Below are 18,681 nucleotides of genomic sequence, written 5' to 3' on the forward strand. Positions count from 1 at the left end.
GGCGGCAGCCATAGCCCTGGCCGGCAGCCTACCCACCGAACCTAGGGCTCAAGCCGTGGCAGCGCGCGAGGCGCCCGAACTGTCCACACTGGTTCAGCAGAACCGCTTGCCCTCGCTTGCCGAGCGGGTCGGCACCGCGCCGCTCGTCGTCACACCCAATGAGCAGAACCCGCGATATGGCGGCACGCTGCGCCGCGGCCTTCGCGGTGGCTCCGACCACAACGGCATCCTGCGCCTGGTCGGCAACCAGGGGCTGACGCGATGGAACATGGAGTTCACCGACGTCCTCCCGGGCGTCGCCCAATCCTGGGACGTCAGCGCTGACAGCAAGATCTTCACCTTCAGGCTCCGTCCGGGCATGCGCTGGTCCGATGGCGCTCCGTTCACCGCCGACGACATCCTGTTCTCGATCAACGACTGTATCCTGAACAGCGAACTGTACCGTTCCCCGCCGAGCCTTTGGGTGATCGACGGCCAGCCGGTTCGCTGCGAGAAGGTCGACGACACGACCGTGCGCTTCACCTTCGCCGGTCCCTACGGCCTGTTTCTTCAACAGATGGCCACGCCGCTCGGCCAGCATCCGACGCTGTTCGCCAAGCACTATTGTTCGCGTTTCCATCCCAAGTACAACAATGACCTTGCGGCGCAGCTTCGCGCGGCGAACGTCTCGGACTGGGCGCAGCTTTTCCGCCAGCGCTGCGGTGATATCGAGATCCCGTCCCGCTGGTCGAACCCGGAGAAGCCAACCCTCGAGCCCTGGGTCATCGAGGAGCCCTACCAGGGCGGCGCGACCCGCGTGACCATGAAGCGCAACCCCTTCTTCTGGCAGGTGGATACGGCGGGGCGGCAGCTGCCCTACATCGATCGCCTGAACTTCCAGATCTATCAGGATGTCGAGAGCCTGATGCTCGACGTGATCGGCGGCCGGCTCGACTTGCAGGAGCGCCACATCGACACGCTCGCGAACAAGCCGGTTGTGTCGCAGAACCAGCAGCGCGGCGGCTACCGGATGTTCGAGACGGTCGCATCCCTCTCGAACTCAATGACGATATACCCGAACATCACCCATAAGGACCCGAAGCTGCGGGAGATGCTCGGGAACAAGGACTTCCGACGCGCTCTGTCCCTCGGGATCAATCGTGCCGAGATTGTCGACATCGTCTATCTCGGCCAGAGCGAGCCCTGGCAGATCGGGCCGCGCCCGACTCATCCGTGGTATCATGAGAAGCTCGCCCGCCAGTTCACCGACCACGACCAGGCGGAGGCGAACCGCATCCTCGACCGCCTCGGCTACAACCGGCGCGACGCCCAGCGCTTCCGCCTGCGCCCCGACGGGCAGCGCGTGTTCTTTACCATCGACGTCATTACCGCGCTCTATCCCGACAACAACGATGCGCTGGAGCTGATCAAGCGGCACTGGGAGGAGATCGGCATCGATCTGAAGATCAATGCCATCGACCGATCACTCTACTACACGCGCGGTGACAACAACGATCCCGACATGGCGGTCTGGCCCGGGCCAGGCGGGCTGGAGCCCATGCTCGATCCGCGGGACTATTTCGCCCAGCATCCGCAGGGCACGCGCTACGCCATCCCCTGGGCGGTCTGGTACGCCTCCGGTGGCAAGGATGGCATGGAGCCGCCGGACCACCAGAAGGAACGCATGCGGCTTTACGATGCCGCGCGTTCGACCGCGGACACCGCTGAACAGGGCCGGCTGATGAAGCAGGTCTTCGACATCGCGGCCGAGCAGTTCGAATGCCTCGGCGTCGCCATGGCGCCGAACACCTTCGGCGTCGCCTCCAACCGCCTGCGCGGCGTGCCGGCGAGCATGCCCAACAGCTGGTCCTGGCCGCATCCGGCGCCGTCCCTGCCGCAGCAGTTCTTCTTCACCGGTTGAACATTCATGGCCGGCTTCATCCTCCGCCGCGTGCTGTGGATGATCCCGTCGCTGCTGGCGGTGAGCTTCCTTGCCTTCTTCCTGATCCAGCTGCCGCCGGGGGACTACGTCACGACCTATGTGGCGACCCTCGCGGCATCGAACGAGATCGTCGACCAGCGCACCGCCGCCGAACTGCGGGACCGCTTCGGCCTGAACCAGCCCTTCATTGTCCAGTACTGGCTGTGGATCAGTGGCATCCTGCTGCGGGGCGACTTCGGCCTCTCCTTCGAATGGCAGCAGCCCGTCTCCGGCCTCATCTGGGAACGGATGGGCCTCACGCTGCTGCTGACGACGTCGACGCTGCTGCTTACCTGGGCCATCGCGCTACCGATCGGCGTGCTCTCCGCAGTCCGGCAGTACAGCTTCGCCGACTACGTCTTCACCTTCATCGCCTTCCTCGGCCTCGCCATCCCATCCTTCCTGTTGGCGCTGGTGTTGATGTATGTCGCTGTCGTCTATCTCGGGCAGGATGTTTCCGGCCTGTTCAGCGAGGCATACCAGACTGCGCCGTGGTCGCTGGCGAAGGTGCAGGACCTCCTGGCCCATCTGTGGGTGCCGGTCACCATCCTGGCGGTCAACGGCACGGCGGGGCTCATCCGCGTGATGCGGGCGAACATGCTGGATGAGCTGCACCGCCCCTATGTCGTGACCGCGCGCGCCAAAGGCCTTTCCGAATTCCGGCTGCTGCTGAAGTATCCCGTACGCCTCGCGATCAACCCGCTGGTCTCCACCATCGGCTGGATGCTGCCGCAGCTGATATCCGGTGCCACCATCGTCGCGGTGGTGATGAGTCTGCCGATCGCCGGGCCGCTGTTGTTGCAGGCCCTGATGGCGCAGGACATGTACCTCGCCGGCGCCTTCCTGTTGCTGATGTGCACGCTCACCCTCGTGGGCATGCTGCTGTCGGACATCCTGCTCGCGCTGATCGATCCGCGGATCCGGTTCGACTGATGGACCAACCGCTTACGACCGCCGCGGCGCCGGAACTGAAGCCCGCTGACCAGCGCCTCGCCGTCGCGTCGCAGTGGCGGCTGATGTGGTGGAGCTTCCGGCGGCACCGCCTCGCCATGCTGGGCGGTATCATCGTGTTGTTCCTCTATCTCGTCGCTGCCGTTCCCGGCTTCTTCGCCATGAACGAGCCCGGCCGGCAGAATGCACGCGCCGTCTTCCACCCGCCGCAGGCACTGCATTGGATCGACACCGCCGAAGACGGATCCTGGCGTTTCCGACCCCACGTCCAGGCGATGCGCATGGTCCGCGATCCAGTGACGCTGGCGCCGAGCTTCCGCCCCGACGGCACCCGCAAGATCTACCTGACGTTCTTCGCGCGAGGCTACGAGCACAATCTTGTCGGGCTGGTCCCAAGCACCACGCATCTGCTCGGCCCAGAGAACCCGCGCGACCAGGTCTATCTCCTCGGTGCCGACCGGCTGGGCCGTTGCGTCTACAGCCGCATGATGGTGGCCGCGCAGACCTCGCTCCTGATCGGTCTCGCCGGCGTTTTCCTGTCTCTCGTCATCGGCCTGCTTCTCGGCGGCATCTCCGGCTACTATGGCGGCCGCATCGACTTCTTCGTGCAGCGGGTGATCGAGTTCGTCCTGTCGCTGCCGACCATCCCGATCTGGCTTGCCCTCGCTGCAGCCCTGCCGCAGAACTGGCCGCCGGAGCGCATCTACCTGACCATCACCGTCATACTCAGCCTCGTCGGCTGGGCCCAACTGGCGCGCGTTGTGCGCGGCCGCTTCCTGTCGCTGCGGACGGAGGATTTCGTTACCGCTGCACGGCTCGATGGCGTGTCCGAGAAGCGTATCATCTTCCGACACATGCTGCCGTCCTTCGCGTCCCACATCATCGCCTCAGTCACGCTGGCTATCCCGGCGATGATCCTGGCGGAGACGGCGCTGTCCTTCCTCGGCCTCGGCCTGCAACCGCCGGTCATCTCCTGGGGCGTGCTGCTGCGGGAGGCGCAGAACATCCGCTCGATCGCGACGGCGCCGTGGCTCTTCGCGCCCGGCGGCGCCGTGGTGTTGGCGGTGCTGGCCCTCAACTTCCTGGGCGACGGGTTGCGCGATGCCGCGGACCCCTATCAGAAATGACCGACGACCTCGCGCTCGACATCCAGGACCTGCACGTCTCTTTTCCGACCCGCGCCGGGTTGGTGCGGGCGGTCGATGGCGTGTCGCTTTCGCTCGTCCGCGGCAAGACGACCTGCGTCGTCGGTGAATCCGGCTCGGGCAAGAGCGTTACCGCCCGCGCGATCCTCCAGATCATTGATCCCCCGGGGCGCATCACCGGCGGGCGCATCCTGCTGCGCCGGGAAGGCGAACCCGAACTCGATGTCGCTACGCTCGGTCCCCGCAGCCGCGCCATCCGCGAGCTGCGCGGTCACGACATCGCGATGATCTTCCAGGAACCGATGTCCTCGCTCTCCCCTGTGCACCGCATCGGCGACCAGATCGGCGAGGCCGTCCGGCTGCATCTCGGCGTATCGCGACGCGAGGCCCGGTCGCGCGCCGCGGAGCTGTTGGCCCAGGTGGAAATCCCGGACCCACGCAACGCCATCGATCGCTATACCTTCGAGTTCTCGGGCGGCATGCGGCAGCGCGCGATGATCGCGATGGCCCTGGCCTGCAACCCATCGATCCTGATCGCCGATGAGCCCACCACGGCCCTCGACGTGACGACCCAGGCGGAGATCCTGGATCTGCTGCGCCGCCTCCAGGACGCGCGCGGCATGACCATGATGTTCATCACTCACGACATGGGCGTGGTGGCGGAGATCGCCCACGACGTCGTGGTGATGGAGCGCGGCCAGGTGCGCGAGCGCGGCCCGGTGCATACCCTGTTCGCCGATCCGCGCGATGCCTACACGCGCATGCTGCTCGGCAACGTGACGAAGCTCGAGAGCCCGTCGGCGATCCGGCTGGCGCGCCCGTCGCGCCCGATCGGCCCGCCAGTCCTCAGCCTGCGCGACGTCGAGATGCGCTTCGGCGGCCGCAAGGGCCTGTTCCGGCGCGGCGGCGCGGAGGTGCGCGCCGTGGATGGGATATCCCTTGACGTGCGGGCCGGCGAAACGCTGGGCGTCGTCGGCGAAAGCGGTTCGGGTAAGACGACGCTTGGCCGCTGCATCCTGCGTGTCCTCGACCCCACGGGTGGGGCGATCGACTACCGCCGCCGCGATGGCTCGGTGATTGACCTGGTCAACGCGGAGAATGATGCGCTGCGCGCTGCGCGGCGCGAGATCCGCATGGTGTTCCAGGACCCCTTCGCCAGCCTGAACCCGCGCATGACTGTCGCGCAGATCGTCGGCGAGCCGCTGCTGGTGAACGGCCTGGCGCGGGGCGCCGTGTTGCAGGGAAAGGTCGCTTCGCTGCTGGAGCGTGTGGGCATCGACCCGAACTCGGCCGAACGCTATCCGCATGCCTTCTCGGGCGGGCAGCGGCAGCGGATCGGCATCGCGCGCGCCCTTGCGCTGTCGCCGCGCGTGATCGTGGCCGACGAGCCGACCTCTGCTCTCGACGTTTCCATCCGCGCGCGGACCCTCGACCTGCTGCTCGAACTTCAGGACGAGCTTGACCTCGCGCTGATCCTGATCAGCCACGACATCTCGGTGATCCGCTACATGTGCGATCGTGTCGCGGTGATGCATCGCGGCCGCGTCGTGGAAACCGGCGAGACCATCCAGGTCTGCGACGATCCGCAGCATGCCTATACGAAGGCGCTGCTGTCGGCCGTACCGCGCCCGGATCCGACAGCGCGTCGTATGCATTTGCGGCACCGCTACACATCGGCGTAAGGGGCACTCAGGCGGCCTTGGCCTCCGCGGCCTTGACCAGCGTATGGAGCACGCGATTGACCGGCGTCGGGATGCCGAGCGTCGCGCCGCGTCGAACGACGAAACCGTTCAGGAAGTCGATCTCGGTCGGCTTGCCGCGTGCCAGGTCCTGCGCCGTCGAGGATCGCTGATCCGGCATGGTGGCGGCCAGCCCCAACACTGCGGCCAGGATATCCTGTGGAACCGAGACGCCGGATGCATCGGCGACGGCAACGGCCTCCGCGACAATGTCCTTCATCACGCCCTCCACCTCTGCCGTACGGATCATCCGGGCATAGGGAAGCTGTGTCAGTGCGGATAAGGCGTTGTAGGCACAATTCACGATCAGCTTTGCCCATAGCGCGTCGATCGCATTGGCGGAGACGCGGGTGGGAATGCCAGCCGCTTCGAAGTGCGCAGCGATCTCCGCATCTCGCGGGCAGGGGCCCATCACCAGCTCGCCGCGCCCGTGGTGCTGGACGTGCCCCGGCCCGGCCATCGCCGTCGCCACATAGACCGCCACGGGTACGACGGTGCCTCCGGTGACGGCCCGCAGCCGGTCGGGATTGTCCACGCCGTTCTGGAAGCTCAGCACCGCGGCGTCAGGGCGCAGATGCGGGGTGATCTCCCGGCCGACCGATTCCGTATCGCCCGATTTCACGCAGAACAGCACCACCTCGGCATCCGCGACGCCGACCGGGTCAGTCGTTGCCTGCATCGGCACGACGTGACGCTCGCCGCCCATCTCCAGGACCAGCCCGCGCTCCGTGACCGCATCGACATGCTGCCGGCGTCCGATCAGCGTGACAGGCACGCCCGAGCGCGCCAGCAGCCCGCCGAAGTAGCACCCGATCGAACCGGCCCCCATGACGGCGACTTTCATGACCTGCCCCTCATCAGCTTCTCGTGCCCGAAGCATGCCATGCCTGACCGCCATGCCGCCAATAGCTGCCTCAGACCAGCAAGGGCGCCGAACGCTTCTCCACATGGATGCCAACATATAGGCCGAGATAGGCGAGCCTTGCCCGCAGCGCCTCCCGTGCCATGGCTGGCTCGATCGCGCCGCTGCGCGCGAAGGAAAGCGCCCAGACCGCATCGGATATCGTGACCGATACGGCGAATGCCTCCTCGAGAACGGTGCTCTCCGCGACGATGAAATGCTGGATCAGCTTGCGATAGTAGATGCCGCCGATTCGCCGGTTCGCGGCGTGGTCGGCCGCACGGATCTCCCAGCCGCATTCTGGCCCGAGCAGCAGTCGCATGGCGACCGGATGTTCGCCGTAGAAGCGCAGGGCGAGATCGGCATGGAAGGCGCAGAGGTCGCTCCAGGCCGTGATCCCATCATGATCGAGCGGCCGTGCCGCCAGCGTCTCGAAGGCCGCGAGGTAGCGCTGCGCCAGTTGCAGCAGCAGTGCTTGGCTGGTGGGGAAGTAATGATACAGCGACGCCGGCGGCAACCCGGCTTCCTGAGCGACGTCTTGGAGACTGGCCCCCGCCACGCCCCGGCGTCGCGTCACCGCATCCGCGGCGTCGAGGATCTGCTCCATCCGCAGGCGGCCTCTGGCCTGGCGCTGCACGGTGGTGTCAGTCGTCGTAGGGAACGGGCGTGCAGAGCGCGTCGTCCTCGTGGCGCTTCCAGTAGAGTTCCGTGATCCGCCGGGTGAGCGAACCCGGCCGTCCGTCACCGATCGCCCGACCCTCATAGACAGTGACCGGCGAAACGCCACCGGCCGTGCTGGTGACGAAGATCTCGTCTGCCGCGACGACTTCCTCGGCGTGCACCGCGCGCACGTCGCAGCGCAGTTGAAGATCGGCGGCGATCTCCATTACCGTCCGCCGGGTGATGCCTTCGAACAGCCCGCGGTGCGGCGTCGCCAGTGCACCATCCTTCACGACGAAGATGTTGAAGCCCGGCCCCTCGGTGATCGTGCCGTCGGCGGCGGGCATGGCGCAGACCGTGGCGTCCCGGTCATAGGCCTCGAAGACGCCCATGGTCAGGTCCAGCCAGTGGAAGTTCTTGATCCGCTGGTCGAGTGCTTCCGGCGGGATGCGCTGCGTGCCGGACAGGATCATGCGCAAACCGTCGCGGCGTTGCTGCTCATCGGCGATCCAGACGAAAGGCTGAGCGAAGGCGTAAAGGCGGTTGCGGCACAGCCGCGGGTCACGAGTGCCCGGCGGCGGCAGGCCGCGCGTGCAGGTCACCTGCACATAGGCGTCGCGCAGGCCCGCCCGGCTGGCGCAGCCGATCATGATGTCAGCGATCTCCTGCGCGGAGTAGGGCAGGGACATGCGCAGCCCCGCCATCGAGGCCTGGAAGCGCTCCACATGGTCCATCAGCCGGAAGAAGCGCCCCTTCCAGACATGCGCGACGTCATAAGTCGCATCCGACCGGACGAAGCCGCGATCGAGGATCGGCACCGAGGCTTCCGCGAGTGGCATCCAGCGTCCATCCATGAAGGCGACGCCTTTCACGGCGGCCATCTCGTCCACGACGTTCATGCTGCGCTCTCCCTGTTCTCGAAGCCCGCGAGCGCGCCGGCGACGCAGCGCGCGATGGTGTCGATGTTGTACCCGCCTTCCTGAACCAGCACCGTCGGCAGGCCGAGGCCGGCAAGCCGAGCGCTGATGCGGCGGAACCCCTCGACGGTGAGGGCGAGGCCCGCGGTCGGGTCATCCTCATGCGCATCAACGCCGAGCGAGACAACCAGCGCATCCGGCGAGAACGCCGCAATGCGCGCACAGGCGGTCTCGAGCGCCGCGAGATAGCCGGCATCCGTGGTGCGCACCGGCAGCGGCAGGTTCAGGTTGAAGCCGAGGCCCGCGCCCCGCCCGCGTTCCTGCGCATGGCCGGTGAAATAAGGGTGGTAGTCGACCGGGTCCCGATGCAGCGAGACGAACAGCACGTCGTCCCGATCGTAGAAGATGCCCTGTGACCCATTGCCGTGGTGCACATCCACATCGATCAGCGCGACCCGCCCCAGCTTGCATCGCAGGTACTGCACCGCGATGGCGGCATTGTTGAGGAAGCAGTTTCCACCGCCCATATCCGCGAAGGCGTGATGGCCCGACGGGCGGCACAGCGCATAGGCGGCCGATGCGCCGTCCAGGACGTGACCGGCGGCCGCTACGGCAAGGTTCGCCGAGCCGATGGCGACATCCCACGTATGCTGGCCGATTGGCGCCCACAGATCCTGCATGTGATACCCGGCCTGGCCGACGACCGACGTCGGGTAGCCGTGATCCATGCCGCGCACGGGAAAGACATAGGGAAACACCTCTGCCGAGGCTCCCTCGATGCGCTGCCACTCGACCCAGGCGGTTCTCAGGAAAGCGAGGTATTCCGGCGTATGGACGGCGGCGACCGGTGCGATGCCGAAGGGCCGCGCCTCATCCGCCGTATGCCCGTCACGGCGCAGTGCATCGAGGATACGGTCTGCGCGGGCCGGCGTGTCGCGGCTTTCCACGAACTGACCGTGCCGGATGAAGCGGCTGGAATGGTGCCCCGCGTGGTGGGGGGAGCAGAAGACCTGCATGGGCGGACCTCCCGGCTGAAACTCGATATTCATCGAGAATGATGGGAGAATGTCAGCGATCAGGCGGCGCTTCAAGCGATCGAAGCTGGCACTATTCGAATTTGCCCGAAGGAAGGGTGCCCGACGTGGCCCGCGTGGAACGGCGCCGGGCGGCCAGGGTTATCGTGCCTTGATCGGCCGGTCGCCGTGGCTGTCCTGTGGCACACCGCGGCCGAGCGACATGTGGCTGTGCACACCCAGCCACCGACCGTCCGGCTGCTTCTGCAGCACGATGGTCGCGCGGCCCGGTCGGTCGAACTCGGTACCGTCCTTGTTCCAGCCAGTGCTGGTCCACGGGAGGATCGCCACGGCCATCGAACCGTCGCCTGACAGCAGCACCTCCGTGTTCTTCGCGTCGAGCGTGAAGTCCTTGGTGCGCGGCCAGACGTTCGACCACTGCGTGTCGGTCCAGGCCTGCCGCGAGCGCACCAATTCCTGGAAGGTGCCGAAGATGACGATGTTGTCGTGCCAGAACGGGTAGGCGGATTTGAAATCCACCTCCCGCACGCAGACGAAGAAGCGTTCCAGCCAGTCGATGATCTCCGCCTTGGTGGCGGGATCGGCGTCGGGGATAGGCAGGTTCGGCACGGAGTTCCCTTTCGTCAGGCGGGCTGGATGCCGAGGCGCTCGTCGCGCTTGCGCAGCAGGTGCACGAAGGGCAGGGCGGCCAGCACCATCCAGGCCTTGCCGATCACCTGCCCGGCCAGGAAGTCGAGACTGCCGAAGGCCAGCCACAGGAAAGCGATGGAATCCACGACCAGCCCGACGACGGAAGACGCCAGCACCGCCATCACCAGCCCGCGCTTCTGCAGTGGCGTATAGACGGCGAGATCGGCGAACTCGCTGAGCAGGAAGGCGACGGCCGAGGCGATCACCAGCGCCGGCGGGGCGAGGAACCCGGACAGCGCCGCACCGGCCAGCACCGCCGCCGCCGAGAAGCCCACGCCCAGCCGCCGCTGGACCAGGTCCCGCAGCACCAGGGCGAGGCCGATCATCAGCACGCCTGACGGCGCCATCAGCCCTGGCGCGACCGGCACCAGGCACGGCCCGCTCGGCACGCAATAGGTTCCTACGTGGCCGATTAGCCAGTTCGCCGCCGGGATGCAGAGGCCGAAACCGATGAGGGCCAGCACGCCTTCGGCGCGGGGGGTCAGGCTCATAGTCTCTCCGACACGAAATCCTGCCAGCCCTTGGCGCGCAACTCGCAGGCCGGGCAGGTGCCGCAGCCGAAGCCCCAGGGGTGGCGATGGGTCCGGTCACCCAGATAGCAGGTATGGGTGTGCTCGACCACGGTCCGGACCAAGCCCTCGCTTCCCAACCGTTCCGCGAGCCGCCAGGTGTCGCCCTTGGTCAGCCACATCAGCGGCGTCTCGATCACGAAGCGGCGCTCCATGCCGAGGTTCAGCGCCACCTGAAGCGCCTTCAGGGTGTCGTCCCGGCAGTCGGGGTAGCCGGAGAAATCGGTCTCGCACATGCCGCCGACGATCCGCCTCAGCCCCCGCCGGTACGCGATGGTCGCAGCGAAGGTGAGGAACAGCAGGTTGCGACCCGGGACGAAGGTGTTGGGCAGTCCCTCGTCGCCCATGCGGATCTCGGCCTCGCGGGTCAGGGCCGTGTCGGACACCTCGGCCAGGGCGTCGAGCCGCAGCGTGTGGTCGGGCCCGAGCCGCGCGCCCCAGTCGGGGTTCAACTGCGCGACGGCAGCGCGGAAGGCTCCGCGGCAGTCGAGTTCCACGCGATGCCGTTGGCCGTAGTCGAAGCCAAGGGTCTCGACATGGCGGAACCGGTCCAGCGCCCAGGCGAGGCAGGTCGCGGAATCCTGCCCGCCGCTGAACAGTACCAGGGCAGCGTCGTCCTTCATCGGGCGGGCTCCAGTCGCGTCGCCGCCCATCGTGCGGCCTCGGCGACCACCGGGTCAGGGTCCGCCGCCAGGGACTGCGCAACCGGGCGCAGCGCAGCATCGGCTGAATTGCCGATCGCAACCAGCACGTTGCGGACGAAGCGGTCGCGCCCGATGCGCTTGATCGGGCTGCCGGAGAACATCGCCCGGAACGCCGCATCGTCCAGCCGCGCGAGTTCCGCAAGCCGTGGCGCGGTCAGTTCCGCGCGCGGCGCGAAGGCCGGTTCGCTATGCGCCCGGGCGAACTTGTTCCAAGGGCAGGCCGCCAGGCAGTCGTCGCAGCCATAGATGCGGTTGCCCATCAACGGTCGCAGTTCCGGGTCGATCGGTCCGCGATGCTCGATGGTGAGGTAGGAGATGCAGCGCCGCGCATCGAGCTGATAGGGCGCGGGGAAGGCTGCGGTGGGGCAGGCATCCAGGCAGGCGCGGCACGACCCGCAGTGGTCTTGCTCCGCCGTATCGGCGCCGAGGTCGAGGGTGGTGAAGACCTCACCGAGGAATAGCCACGATCCCAGCCCGCGGGAAACGAGATTGGTGTGCTTGCCCTGCCAGCCGAGACCCGCCGCTTGCGCCAACGGCTTCTCGGCGACCGGTGCGGTGTCGACGAACACTTTGATGCCGCTGCCGGGCCAGGTCTCGGCCATCCAGCGTCCAAGCCGCTTCAGCCGCTTCTTCACAACGTCATGGTAGTCGCGGTTGCGGGCATAGACGCTGATCGTGGCGCGGTCGCGCTGTGCCAGGGTTTCCAGCGGATCCCCGTCCGGCCCGTAGTTCTGGCCGAGCACGACGACGGAAACGGCCTCGGGCCACAGCGCCCGCGGATGGGCCCGCTGCTCGGCGCGGTCCTCCATCCAGCCCATCTCGCCATGCATGCCCTCGGCGAGGAAGCGCATCAGCCTCTCGCGAATCTCGGGTGGGAGATACGCACGCGCGAAACCGACCGCATCGAAGCCGATGGCAAGCGCCTCCGCGCGGATCGCCCTGCGCATGTCGTCGGGCGCCGACGGCGCGCGCCGGTCTGACGAGGCGACGAGGCGCTGGGGCTCAGCCACGCCCACGATAGGGCTGCACCTCCTGCGGTGGGATCCACACACCCTCCGGCGGCGCGCCGGATTGCCAGAATACGTCGATGGGCATGCCGCCGCGCGGATACCAATACCCGCCGATGCGGAACCACACCGGGTCGAGCAACGACACGAGCCGCTGCGCGATGTCGAGCGTGCACGCCTCGTGGAAGGCACCGTGATTGCGGAAGGAGGCCAAGTAGTTCTTGAGCGACTTGCTCTCCACGATCCATTCGGCCGGGGCGTAGTCGATCACCAGATGCGCGAAGTCCGGCTGTCCGGTCAGCGGGCACAGCGAGGTGAATTCCGGTGCCGTGAAGCGCACGACGTAGCGCAGCCCCCGATGCGGCGCCGGAACCCGCTCCAGCACCGCCTCGTCCGGGCTCGCCGGCAGGCGGGTCGGCTGGCCAAGCTGTGTTAGGCCCGAATAGTCCCCGGTCATGCGGCCTTCTCCTCCTCGCCGCGGTGCCACCCCGCCTCGATCAGAGCCGCGGTCGCCGCGAAGGTGCCGGCCAGGATGGCGCCGCGGAGCTCCGCCATCAGGTCCTGATAGTACTGGATATTGTGCCACGTCAGCAGCATTGGGCCGAGCATCTCCCCTGCCTTGAACAGGTGATGGATATAGGCTCGCGAATGGCGTGCGCAGGCCGGGCACGCGCAGCCAGGGTCGATCGGGCCGCCGTCGTCGGCATGGCGCGCATTGCGCATGTTCATCACGCCCGCGCGCGTGTAGGCGCGGCCAGTACGCCCCGAGCGCGTCGGCATGACGCAGTCGAACATGTCGATGCCGCGCGCCACGGCGCCCATGAGGTCGGACGGTGTCCCGACGCCCATGAGGTAGCGCGTCTTCGCCGCGGGGAGGCGAGGGAGCGTGCCATCCAGCACCGTGAACATCGTCTCCTGTCCCTCGCCGACCGCGAGGCCGCCGACCGCGTATCCCTCGAAGCCGATGCCGGTCAGGGCGTCCACGCTCTCGGCGCGCAGATCGGGATGCACACCCCCCTGCACGATGCCGAACAGCCCATAGCCCTCACGCGGCGTGAAGGCAGCGCGGCAGCGCGCTGCCCAGCGCATGGACAGGCGCATGGAGTCAGCCGCCTGCTTTTCTGTCGCCGGGAAGGGCGTGCATTCGTCGAGGCACATGGTCACGTCCGCATCGAGCAGATGCTGGATCTCGACGGAACGCTCGGGCGTGAGGCGGTGCTTCGACCCGTCGATGTGACTCTGGAAGGTGACGCCCTGCTCGTTCATCTGGCGCAGGCCGGACAGGGACATGACCTGGAAGCCGCCGGAATCCGTCAGGATCGGGCCGGGCCAGTCCATCATCTTATGCAGCCCGCCGAGGCGCGCGACGCGCTCCGCTCCCGGGCGCAGCATCAGGTGATAGGTGTTGCCGAGCACCATCCGAGCGCCGGTGGACCGCACCGCATCGGCGGTCATCGCCTTCACCGTCCCGGCCGTACCGACGGGCATGAAGACGGGCGTCGGCACGTCGCCATGCGCTGTGTGCAGCACGCCGGCGCGGGCGGCGCCGTCGGTCGCTTCCGATGTCCAGTGCAACGTCATGCCGCGCGCTCCAGCAGCGAAGCATCGCCATAGGAATAGAAGCGATACCCCTTCGTGATCGCATGGGCATAGGCGGCCTTCATCCGATCCATGCCGGCGAAGGCGCAGACCAGCATGAACAGCGTGCTTTTCGGCAGGTGGAAGTTCGTCATCAGCAGATCGGCCGTGCGGAAGCGGTGGCCGGGCAACAGGAACAGGTCCGTTAGCCCGCGGAAGGGGTGGATACGGCCCGCGTTGTCCGTGGCGGATTCCAGCAGGCGCAGGGCGGTCGTGCCGATGGCGACGATCCGTCCGCCTGAGCCGCGCGCGGCATTGATGACTGCCGCAGCCTCGGTCGAGACCTCGCCCCACTCGGCATGGAGACGGTGCGCACGCGGATCGTCGCTGCGCAAAGGTAGGAAGGTGCCGGCCCCGACATGCAGCGTGACGGTCGCCCGCGAGACCCCGCGCGCCGCCAGTGCACTGAGCAGCGCTTCAGTGAAATGGAGGCTCGCGGTGGGCGCGGCGACGGCACCGGGACGTTCGGCGAAGATGGGCTGGTAGTCCGCGGCGTCCTCCGGCCGAGGGCCGTCGGGGCGCGCGATGTAGGGGGGCAGGGGGATCTCGCCCGCCCGTTCCAGCGCGCGGGCCAGCGCCGCCTGATCCGGGCCGAAGTCGAGCAGCGCGGCGCCGCCTTCGGGTGCACCCATCACCCTGGCCGTGCAGTCCTCGGCGCCCTCAATGGTCACCACATCGCCGTCCCGCAGCCGGCGGGCATTGCGGATCAGCGCATGCCACACGCCGCCGCCTTCGGCGCGGTTCAGCATCACCTCGATGCGTGCCTCCCCGCGGCGGGCATGCAGCCGGGCTGGAATGACGCGCGTGTCGTTCACCACCATCACGTCGCCCGGGCGCAACAGGGACGGCAGGTCGCCCACCCCGGCATCGCGCAGCGCATCGGCCACCACCAGCATCCGCGCCGCATCGCGCGGTCGGGCGGGTGCCTGGGCGATCAGTGCCTCGGGCAGGTCGAAATCGAAATCGGCGGTGCGGAGCGGCGTGGTCACGCGCGGGGCGGTACCCCCTGCTGCCCTGCGGCGCAACAGTCCGGCGCGCGCGCCCGTTCAGCGGCCGCGCGCAGCCGCCGGCATCAGTTCCGCCGCCGGCGCATCTGGAAGGAGCGGATGCACTCGGCCCCGGTGAAGGTCGCGGTCAGCTCCGATCCCGTGGCGCGGCCCTGGAAGCGGTTCTGCCCGTTGACCAGGTCGAAACTGCCATCCGCTTGGATCGGACCGCTGAAACTGATGCCGTGGCGGGTGTCATATGGAAAGCTGATCTGCCCGTTCTGGATGGTGAAGCGCCGGTTGGTGTCTTCTGCTGAACATGCTGTGCCGCGCCCGCGCCGCCCGGTCAGGGTACCGGTGCCGGACCACGTGCCGTCGAAGGCCGTGGTTGCCTGGACGAGGAGGCGTTGCGCCGGCGGCGCTGGTATGGGGACCAAGGCGATGGCCAGGGCGGTCAGGAGCGCTGCGGTCATGGAGGTCTCGGAGAGTGCGGACACCGCATCGTTGCAGAATAAGTACAATTCGGCCAGGGGTCAGGTGCCCCGTGCGGCGGCACTCCTATCCTTGCCTGCCGCCGCGGTCGGCACTGCCATCCTCCCATGCCTATTCGCAGCGCCGACACCCCCTCGACGCGAGTGGCGGTGGCGTGATGCAGTAGCCGGCGCGGGCAAGCGTCCCGCCAACCGATGAAGGATCGTGCGATGCTGCGACACCTCCTGGCTGGGCTGGCCGTCTCGGCGGCCGCCATCCTTCCCGCCCTGGCTCAGGCGCCGAGCCTGCCGCCCGGCCCGCCGGTCCGCATCTCCGCGGTCACGCAGCCTCTGCCGACCCAGCCGCAATACACCCGCGTCGATCAGGCGATCCTTCGCGATGCCTCCGCCCAACGCAGCAACGGGCGCGTCCAGGTCACGCTATCGACCCATGCTGAGCGCAACCTCGCCGGCAACGAGATCGTCCGCCTCGTTCGCTCAGGGCAGGTCGAGATCGGTGCCGGCACCCTCACCACATTGTCGGGCGACGTGCCGATCCTCGACGGCGTGGACCTGGCCGGGCTCGCGCCGGACATCGCCGATGCGAAGCGCATCGCAGAGGCCATCATCCCCGTCGCGAACCGCGACCTGGAACGCTTCGGCGTCCGGCTCGTCGCGCTCTATCCGTTCCCCGCCCAGGTGGTGTTCTGCCGCACGCCCTTCACGAGCCTGTCCGACCTGCGCGGGCGCCGCATCCGGACCTTCGGCAATTCGCTGGTGGACTACTTTACCGCGCTCGGCGCGCAGCCGGTCAGCATCGGCTTCCCCGAGGTGTATTCCGCGCTCGAACGCGGGGTCGTGGACTGCGCCATCACTGGCACCGGTTCGGGCGCGGCCGCGCGCTGGCCGGAGGTGACGACTCACGTCTCCGCCATGCCCGTCTCCTGGGCCGTCGCCGGCTACATGGTGAACCTCGCCTGGTGGAACCGGCTCGATCCCCAGGTCCGTACCTTCCTGGAAGCCACCATGAAGGAAGTCTCGGACGCGCAATGGGCGCTCGGCGAGGCCGCGACGCGTGACGGCATCGACTGCAACATCGGCCGCGCTGCCGAATGCCGTATCCACAGTGTCGCCGCCCGCCCGATGACCGAGGTGGTGCCGACTGACGCCGACCGTGCCGAGACGCGCCGTATCTTCCGCGAGGTGGTCCTGCCCGGCTGGATCCGCCGCTGCGGAGCGCGGTGCGGGGAGGTGTATAACGAAACGATCGCCCCGATCTCCGGCGTGCGCTTCGGCGGGTGAGCGGCGCAGTCGGGCCGGCCCCGGCGCCGCTGCGCGCCGCCCGCGCGCTACGGCGCGGGACGGCGGCGGCGGCGGCGCTGATGGCCCACATCGCCGGCTGGGCCTATGTGGCCGGGGCCCTGTTCATCACCTTCGACATCGTCGCGCGATCCTTCCTCGGCTTTTCCTCCCAGGCGACGGTCGAGGTCACCGGCTACCTGTTGGCGGGCGGCATCGCGTGGTCGCTGGCGCATACGCTGTTCCGCCGCGCGCATATCCGCGTCGACGTGTTCGTAAGCCGCCTGCCGGTGCGCATCCGCGCGCCCTTGCACCTGTTCTCCCTCGCGCTGCTGACGGCGATGTCGATCCTTTTCGCCTGGGCGGCGTGGGAACTGGTGGACGAGAGCGCGCTGTTTCAGGCCCATGACAACTCCGCGCTGCATATCGAGATGGTCTGGCCGCAGGGCATCTGGGCCGTGGGCATCTCCGCCTTCGTCGTCGCCTGCCTCGTCCTGATGCTGGAGGCGACGCTCGTCCTGTTCTGCGGCCGCGGCGCGGCGCTCGACGGGCTGCTCGGTTCCCGCACGCTCGAGGATGAGACGGAGGAAGCTCTGGAAGCGGTGGCCATGGCACATGAGGGTGACAAGCGGTGATTGCCATCGTCTTCCTGCTCGCGCTGCTCGGCGTGACGATCTTCGCCGCGGCCACCACCGGCCAGGCGCTGCCGATCGCCGAGATCCTGATGCTGATCGGCGTCTTCCTGCTGTTCTTCGGTTCCGGCGTCTATATCGCCGCGGTTCTGGGTGCGCTCGGCGTGTTGACGGGGCTGATGTTCTCGGACCGGCCCTGGTGGGCGTTCCTGGGACAGACGCTGTGGGCGCCATCGTCCAATTTCGTGCTGGTGGCGGTGCCGCTCTTCCTGCTGATGGGGGAGATATTGCTGCGCGCCGGCCTGTCCGACCGGCTGTATCGCGCGCTGAACGTCTGGCTCAACCGCATGCCGGGCGGGCTGCTGCACACCAATATCGTCTCCTGCGCGGTGTTCTCGGCGATCTCGGGCTCCTCCGTCGCGACGGCGGCCACGATGGGGTCGGTGGCGCTGCCCTACTTCCAGGACACGAAGTACAGCCAGCGCATGGTGCTCGGTTCGCTCGCCGCCGGCGGTGCGCTGGGCAACCTGATCCCGCCCGGGATCACCTTCATCATCTACGGGCTGATCACCGAGACCTCGGTCGGCGCACTCTATATCGCTGCACTCATCCCCTCGATCCTGGTCACAGGGCTGTTCATCCTGGTGATCCTGGCGCACGGCCTGCGCAGCCCAATGCAGAAGCCGGAGCCCCTTCCGCTCGGGATGAAGATCCGCGCACTGGCCGGCCTCATCCCGACCGTGCTGCTGATCCTGCTGGTGTTGGGCTCGATCTATGGCGGCTTCGCCACGCCGACCGAGGCGGCGGCCCTCGGCGTCGTCGGCGCGGCGGCGTTTGCTGCGCTCGAAGGGAAGCTGACCTTCCGCATGCTGAACGCCTCGGCCGAGGCGACGGCGCGCAACACCGCGCTGCTCGGGCTGATTCTCTTCGGCGCCTATCTGCTGAACTACACCCTAACGCTGATCAACGTGCCGCAGGCACTGGCGGCGCTGATCGCCGACCTGCCGATCCCGCCGTGGGGCATCATGCTGTGCATCATCGCCCTCTACATCGCGCTTGGCACGTTCATGGAGGGCTTCTCACTGATCATCACCACCGTGCCAGTGGTGTTCCCGATCGTGGTGGCGCTGGGCTACGACCCCATCTGGTTCGGCGTGATCGTGACAATGCTGGTCGAGATCGCCCAGATCAGCCCACCCGACGGTACTGTGATGTATGTCCTGCAAGGCATGCGAAAGCGGGCCGGGCCGATCACCGATGTCTTCATCGGTGTGATGCCCTTCCTCGGGGCCTATCTTCTCGCCGTCCTCCTGCTCATGATCTTCCCAGGCTTGGCGCTGTGGCTGCCGAGCGTGATGGGTTGATCGCTTCCCGGGAAC

General features: G+C 67.7%; 19 protein-coding genes. 7 read left to right on the forward strand and 12 right to left on the reverse strand.

All coding sequences use genetic code 11. The features are described from left to right. Positions 1-55: 55 nt before the first annotated feature. The 4 genes from GXW78_RS04005 to GXW78_RS04020 are packed head-to-tail and all read left to right on the forward strand — an operon-like array spanning position 56 to position 5,738. Positions 56-1,900, forward strand: a complete 1,845-nt coding sequence (locus GXW78_RS04005; protein WP_338147681.1) for an ABC transporter substrate-binding protein — start codon at positions 56-58, stop codon at positions 1,898-1,900. Positions 1,901-1,906: 6 nt separating this feature from the next. Further along, positions 1,907-2,893, forward strand: a complete 987-nt coding sequence (locus tag GXW78_RS04010; RefSeq protein WP_211866262.1) for an ABC transporter permease — start codon at positions 1,907-1,909, stop codon at positions 2,891-2,893. Continuing rightward, positions 2,893-4,038, forward strand: a complete 1,146-nt coding sequence (locus GXW78_RS04015; protein WP_211866264.1) for an ABC transporter permease — start codon at positions 2,893-2,895, stop codon at positions 4,036-4,038. The genes GXW78_RS04010 and GXW78_RS04015 overlap by 1 nt, the downstream gene beginning before the upstream one ends. Next, entirely contained in the window at positions 4,035-5,738 is a 1,704-nt protein-coding gene (locus tag GXW78_RS04020) for an ABC transporter ATP-binding protein (protein WP_211866266.1), read from the forward strand. Before GXW78_RS04015 ends, GXW78_RS04020 begins: the two co-directional genes overlap by 4 nt. A 7-nt stretch (positions 5,739-5,745) precedes the next feature. Here the strand turns inward: GXW78_RS04020 and GXW78_RS04025 are convergent, their stop codons facing one another. The 12 genes from GXW78_RS04025 to GXW78_RS04080 all read right to left on the reverse strand — a co-directional run bounded on the left by GXW78_RS04025 (position 5,746) and on the right by GXW78_RS04080 (position 15,374). After that, positions 5,746-6,639, reverse strand: coding sequence for a ketopantoate reductase family protein (locus GXW78_RS04025; RefSeq protein WP_211866268.1), 894 nt, complete (start codon positions 6,637-6,639; stop codon positions 5,746-5,748). A gap of 70 nt (positions 6,640-6,709) precedes the next feature. Then, positions 6,710-7,333 carry a TetR/AcrR family transcriptional regulator gene (locus GXW78_RS04030; protein ID WP_338147682.1) on the reverse strand — a complete coding sequence of 208 codons (624 nt, stop codon included), beginning with the start codon at positions 7,331-7,333 and terminating at the stop codon, positions 6,710-6,712. Between the two features lie 7 nt (positions 7,334-7,340). After that, on the reverse strand, positions 7,341-8,255 hold the full coding sequence (locus GXW78_RS04035) for an aminotransferase class IV (protein WP_211866272.1): 915 nt from the start codon (positions 8,253-8,255) through the stop codon (positions 7,341-7,343). After that, a complete protein-coding gene (locus tag GXW78_RS04040; protein ID WP_211866274.1) occupies positions 8,252-9,289 on the reverse strand; it encodes a histone deacetylase family protein in 1,038 nt (345 codons plus the stop codon). The genes GXW78_RS04035 and GXW78_RS04040 overlap by 4 nt, the downstream gene beginning before the upstream one ends. Before the next feature lie 159 nt (positions 9,290-9,448). Beyond that, positions 9,449-9,916, reverse strand: coding sequence for a YybH family protein (locus tag GXW78_RS04045; protein WP_211866276.1), 468 nt, complete (start codon positions 9,914-9,916; stop codon positions 9,449-9,451). A gap of 14 nt (positions 9,917-9,930) precedes the next feature. Continuing rightward, the gene (locus GXW78_RS04050; RefSeq protein ID WP_211866278.1) at positions 9,931-10,488 is read right to left on the reverse strand and encodes a VUT family protein; all 558 of its coding nucleotides are present in this window, start codon (positions 10,486-10,488) and stop codon (positions 9,931-9,933) included. Continuing rightward, positions 10,485-11,189 (reverse strand): 7-cyano-7-deazaguanine synthase QueC, encoded by a 705-nt coding sequence (queC, locus tag GXW78_RS04055; protein WP_211866280.1) that lies wholly within the window; start codon positions 11,187-11,189, stop codon positions 10,485-10,487. The genes GXW78_RS04050 and queC overlap by 4 nt, the downstream gene beginning before the upstream one ends. Continuing rightward, positions 11,186-12,217 (reverse strand): tRNA epoxyqueuosine(34) reductase QueG, encoded by a 1,032-nt coding sequence (gene queG, locus GXW78_RS04060; protein ID WP_211866646.1) that lies wholly within the window; start codon positions 12,215-12,217, stop codon positions 11,186-11,188. The genes queC and queG overlap by 4 nt, the downstream gene beginning before the upstream one ends. Positions 12,218-12,272: 55 nt before the next feature. Then, positions 12,273-12,734 carry a preQ(1) synthase gene (queF, locus tag GXW78_RS04065; protein WP_211866282.1) on the reverse strand — a complete coding sequence of 154 codons (462 nt, stop codon included), beginning with the start codon at positions 12,732-12,734 and terminating at the stop codon, positions 12,273-12,275. After that, positions 12,731-13,858 (reverse strand): tRNA guanosine(34) transglycosylase Tgt, encoded by a 1,128-nt coding sequence (gene tgt, locus GXW78_RS04070; protein WP_211866284.1) that lies wholly within the window; start codon positions 13,856-13,858, stop codon positions 12,731-12,733. The genes queF and tgt overlap by 4 nt, the downstream gene beginning before the upstream one ends. Then, positions 13,855-14,904, reverse strand: a complete 1,050-nt coding sequence (queA, locus tag GXW78_RS04075; protein ID WP_211866286.1) for a tRNA preQ1(34) S-adenosylmethionine ribosyltransferase-isomerase QueA — start codon at positions 14,902-14,904, stop codon at positions 13,855-13,857. Before queA ends, tgt begins: the two co-directional genes overlap by 4 nt. A gap of 83 nt (positions 14,905-14,987) precedes the next feature. Continuing rightward, positions 14,988-15,374: a hypothetical protein gene (locus GXW78_RS04080; RefSeq protein WP_211866288.1), complete on the reverse strand. Its 387-nt coding sequence runs from the start codon at positions 15,372-15,374 to the stop codon at positions 14,988-14,990. 228 nt (positions 15,375-15,602) lie between these two features. Between GXW78_RS04080 and GXW78_RS04085 the strand changes: the two genes are divergently transcribed. The 3 genes from GXW78_RS04085 to GXW78_RS04095 are packed head-to-tail and all read left to right on the forward strand — an operon-like array spanning position 15,603 to position 18,666. Further along, a complete protein-coding gene (locus GXW78_RS04085) occupies positions 15,603-16,673 on the forward strand; it encodes a TRAP transporter substrate-binding protein (RefSeq protein WP_211866290.1) in 1,071 nt (356 codons plus the stop codon). Next, positions 16,670-17,305, forward strand: a complete 636-nt coding sequence (locus GXW78_RS04090) for a TRAP transporter small permease subunit (RefSeq protein ID WP_211866292.1) — start codon at positions 16,670-16,672, stop codon at positions 17,303-17,305. The genes GXW78_RS04085 and GXW78_RS04090 overlap by 4 nt, the downstream gene beginning before the upstream one ends. Beyond that, positions 17,302-18,666 (forward strand): TRAP transporter large permease, encoded by a 1,365-nt coding sequence (locus tag GXW78_RS04095; protein WP_211866294.1) that lies wholly within the window; start codon positions 17,302-17,304, stop codon positions 18,664-18,666. Before GXW78_RS04090 ends, GXW78_RS04095 begins: the two co-directional genes overlap by 4 nt. The last annotated feature ends 15 nt before the right edge of the window (positions 18,667-18,681 follow it).

The organism is Neoroseomonas terrae (assembly GCF_018129025.1).
Classification (GTDB): Bacteria; Pseudomonadota; Alphaproteobacteria; order Acetobacterales; family Acetobacteraceae; genus Neoroseomonas; species Neoroseomonas terrae.

Coding starts and splice junctions, on each gene's coding strand:
- GXW78_RS04010 (WP_211866262.1), top strand. CDS start 1,907: ATGGCCGGCTTCATCCTCCGCCGCGTGCTGTGGATGATCCCGTCGCTG.
- GXW78_RS04015 (WP_211866264.1), top strand. CDS start 2,893: ATGGACCAACCGCTTACGACCGCCGCGGCGCCGGAACTGAAGCCCGCT.
- GXW78_RS04020 (WP_211866266.1), top strand. CDS start 4,035: ATGACCGACGACCTCGCGCTCGACATCCAGGACCTGCACGTCTCTTTT.
- GXW78_RS04025 (WP_211866268.1), bottom strand. CDS start 6,639: ATGAAAGTCGCCGTCATGGGGGCCGGTTCGATCGGGTGCTACTTCGGC.
- GXW78_RS04035 (WP_211866272.1), bottom strand. CDS start 8,255: ATGAACGTCGTGGACGAGATGGCCGCCGTGAAAGGCGTCGCCTTCATG.
- GXW78_RS04040 (WP_211866274.1), bottom strand. CDS start 9,289: ATGCAGGTCTTCTGCTCCCCCCACCACGCGGGGCACCATTCCAGCCGC.
- GXW78_RS04050 (WP_211866278.1), bottom strand. CDS start 10,488: ATGAGCCTGACCCCCCGCGCCGAAGGCGTGCTGGCCCTCATCGGTTTC.
- queC (WP_211866280.1), bottom strand. CDS start 11,189: ATGAAGGACGACGCTGCCCTGGTACTGTTCAGCGGCGGGCAGGATTCC.
- queG (WP_211866646.1), bottom strand. CDS start 12,217: ATGCGCAGGGCGATCCGCGCGGAGGCGCTTGCCATCGGCTTCGATGCG.
- queF (WP_211866282.1), bottom strand. CDS start 12,734: ATGACCGGGGACTATTCGGGCCTAACACAGCTTGGCCAGCCGACCCGC.
- tgt (WP_211866284.1), bottom strand. CDS start 13,858: ATGACGTTGCACTGGACATCGGAAGCGACCGACGGCGCCGCCCGCGCC.
- GXW78_RS04080 (WP_211866288.1), bottom strand. CDS start 15,374: ATGACCGCAGCGCTCCTGACCGCCCTGGCCATCGCCTTGGTCCCCATA.
- GXW78_RS04085 (WP_211866290.1), top strand. CDS start 15,603: ATGCTGCGACACCTCCTGGCTGGGCTGGCCGTCTCGGCGGCCGCCATC.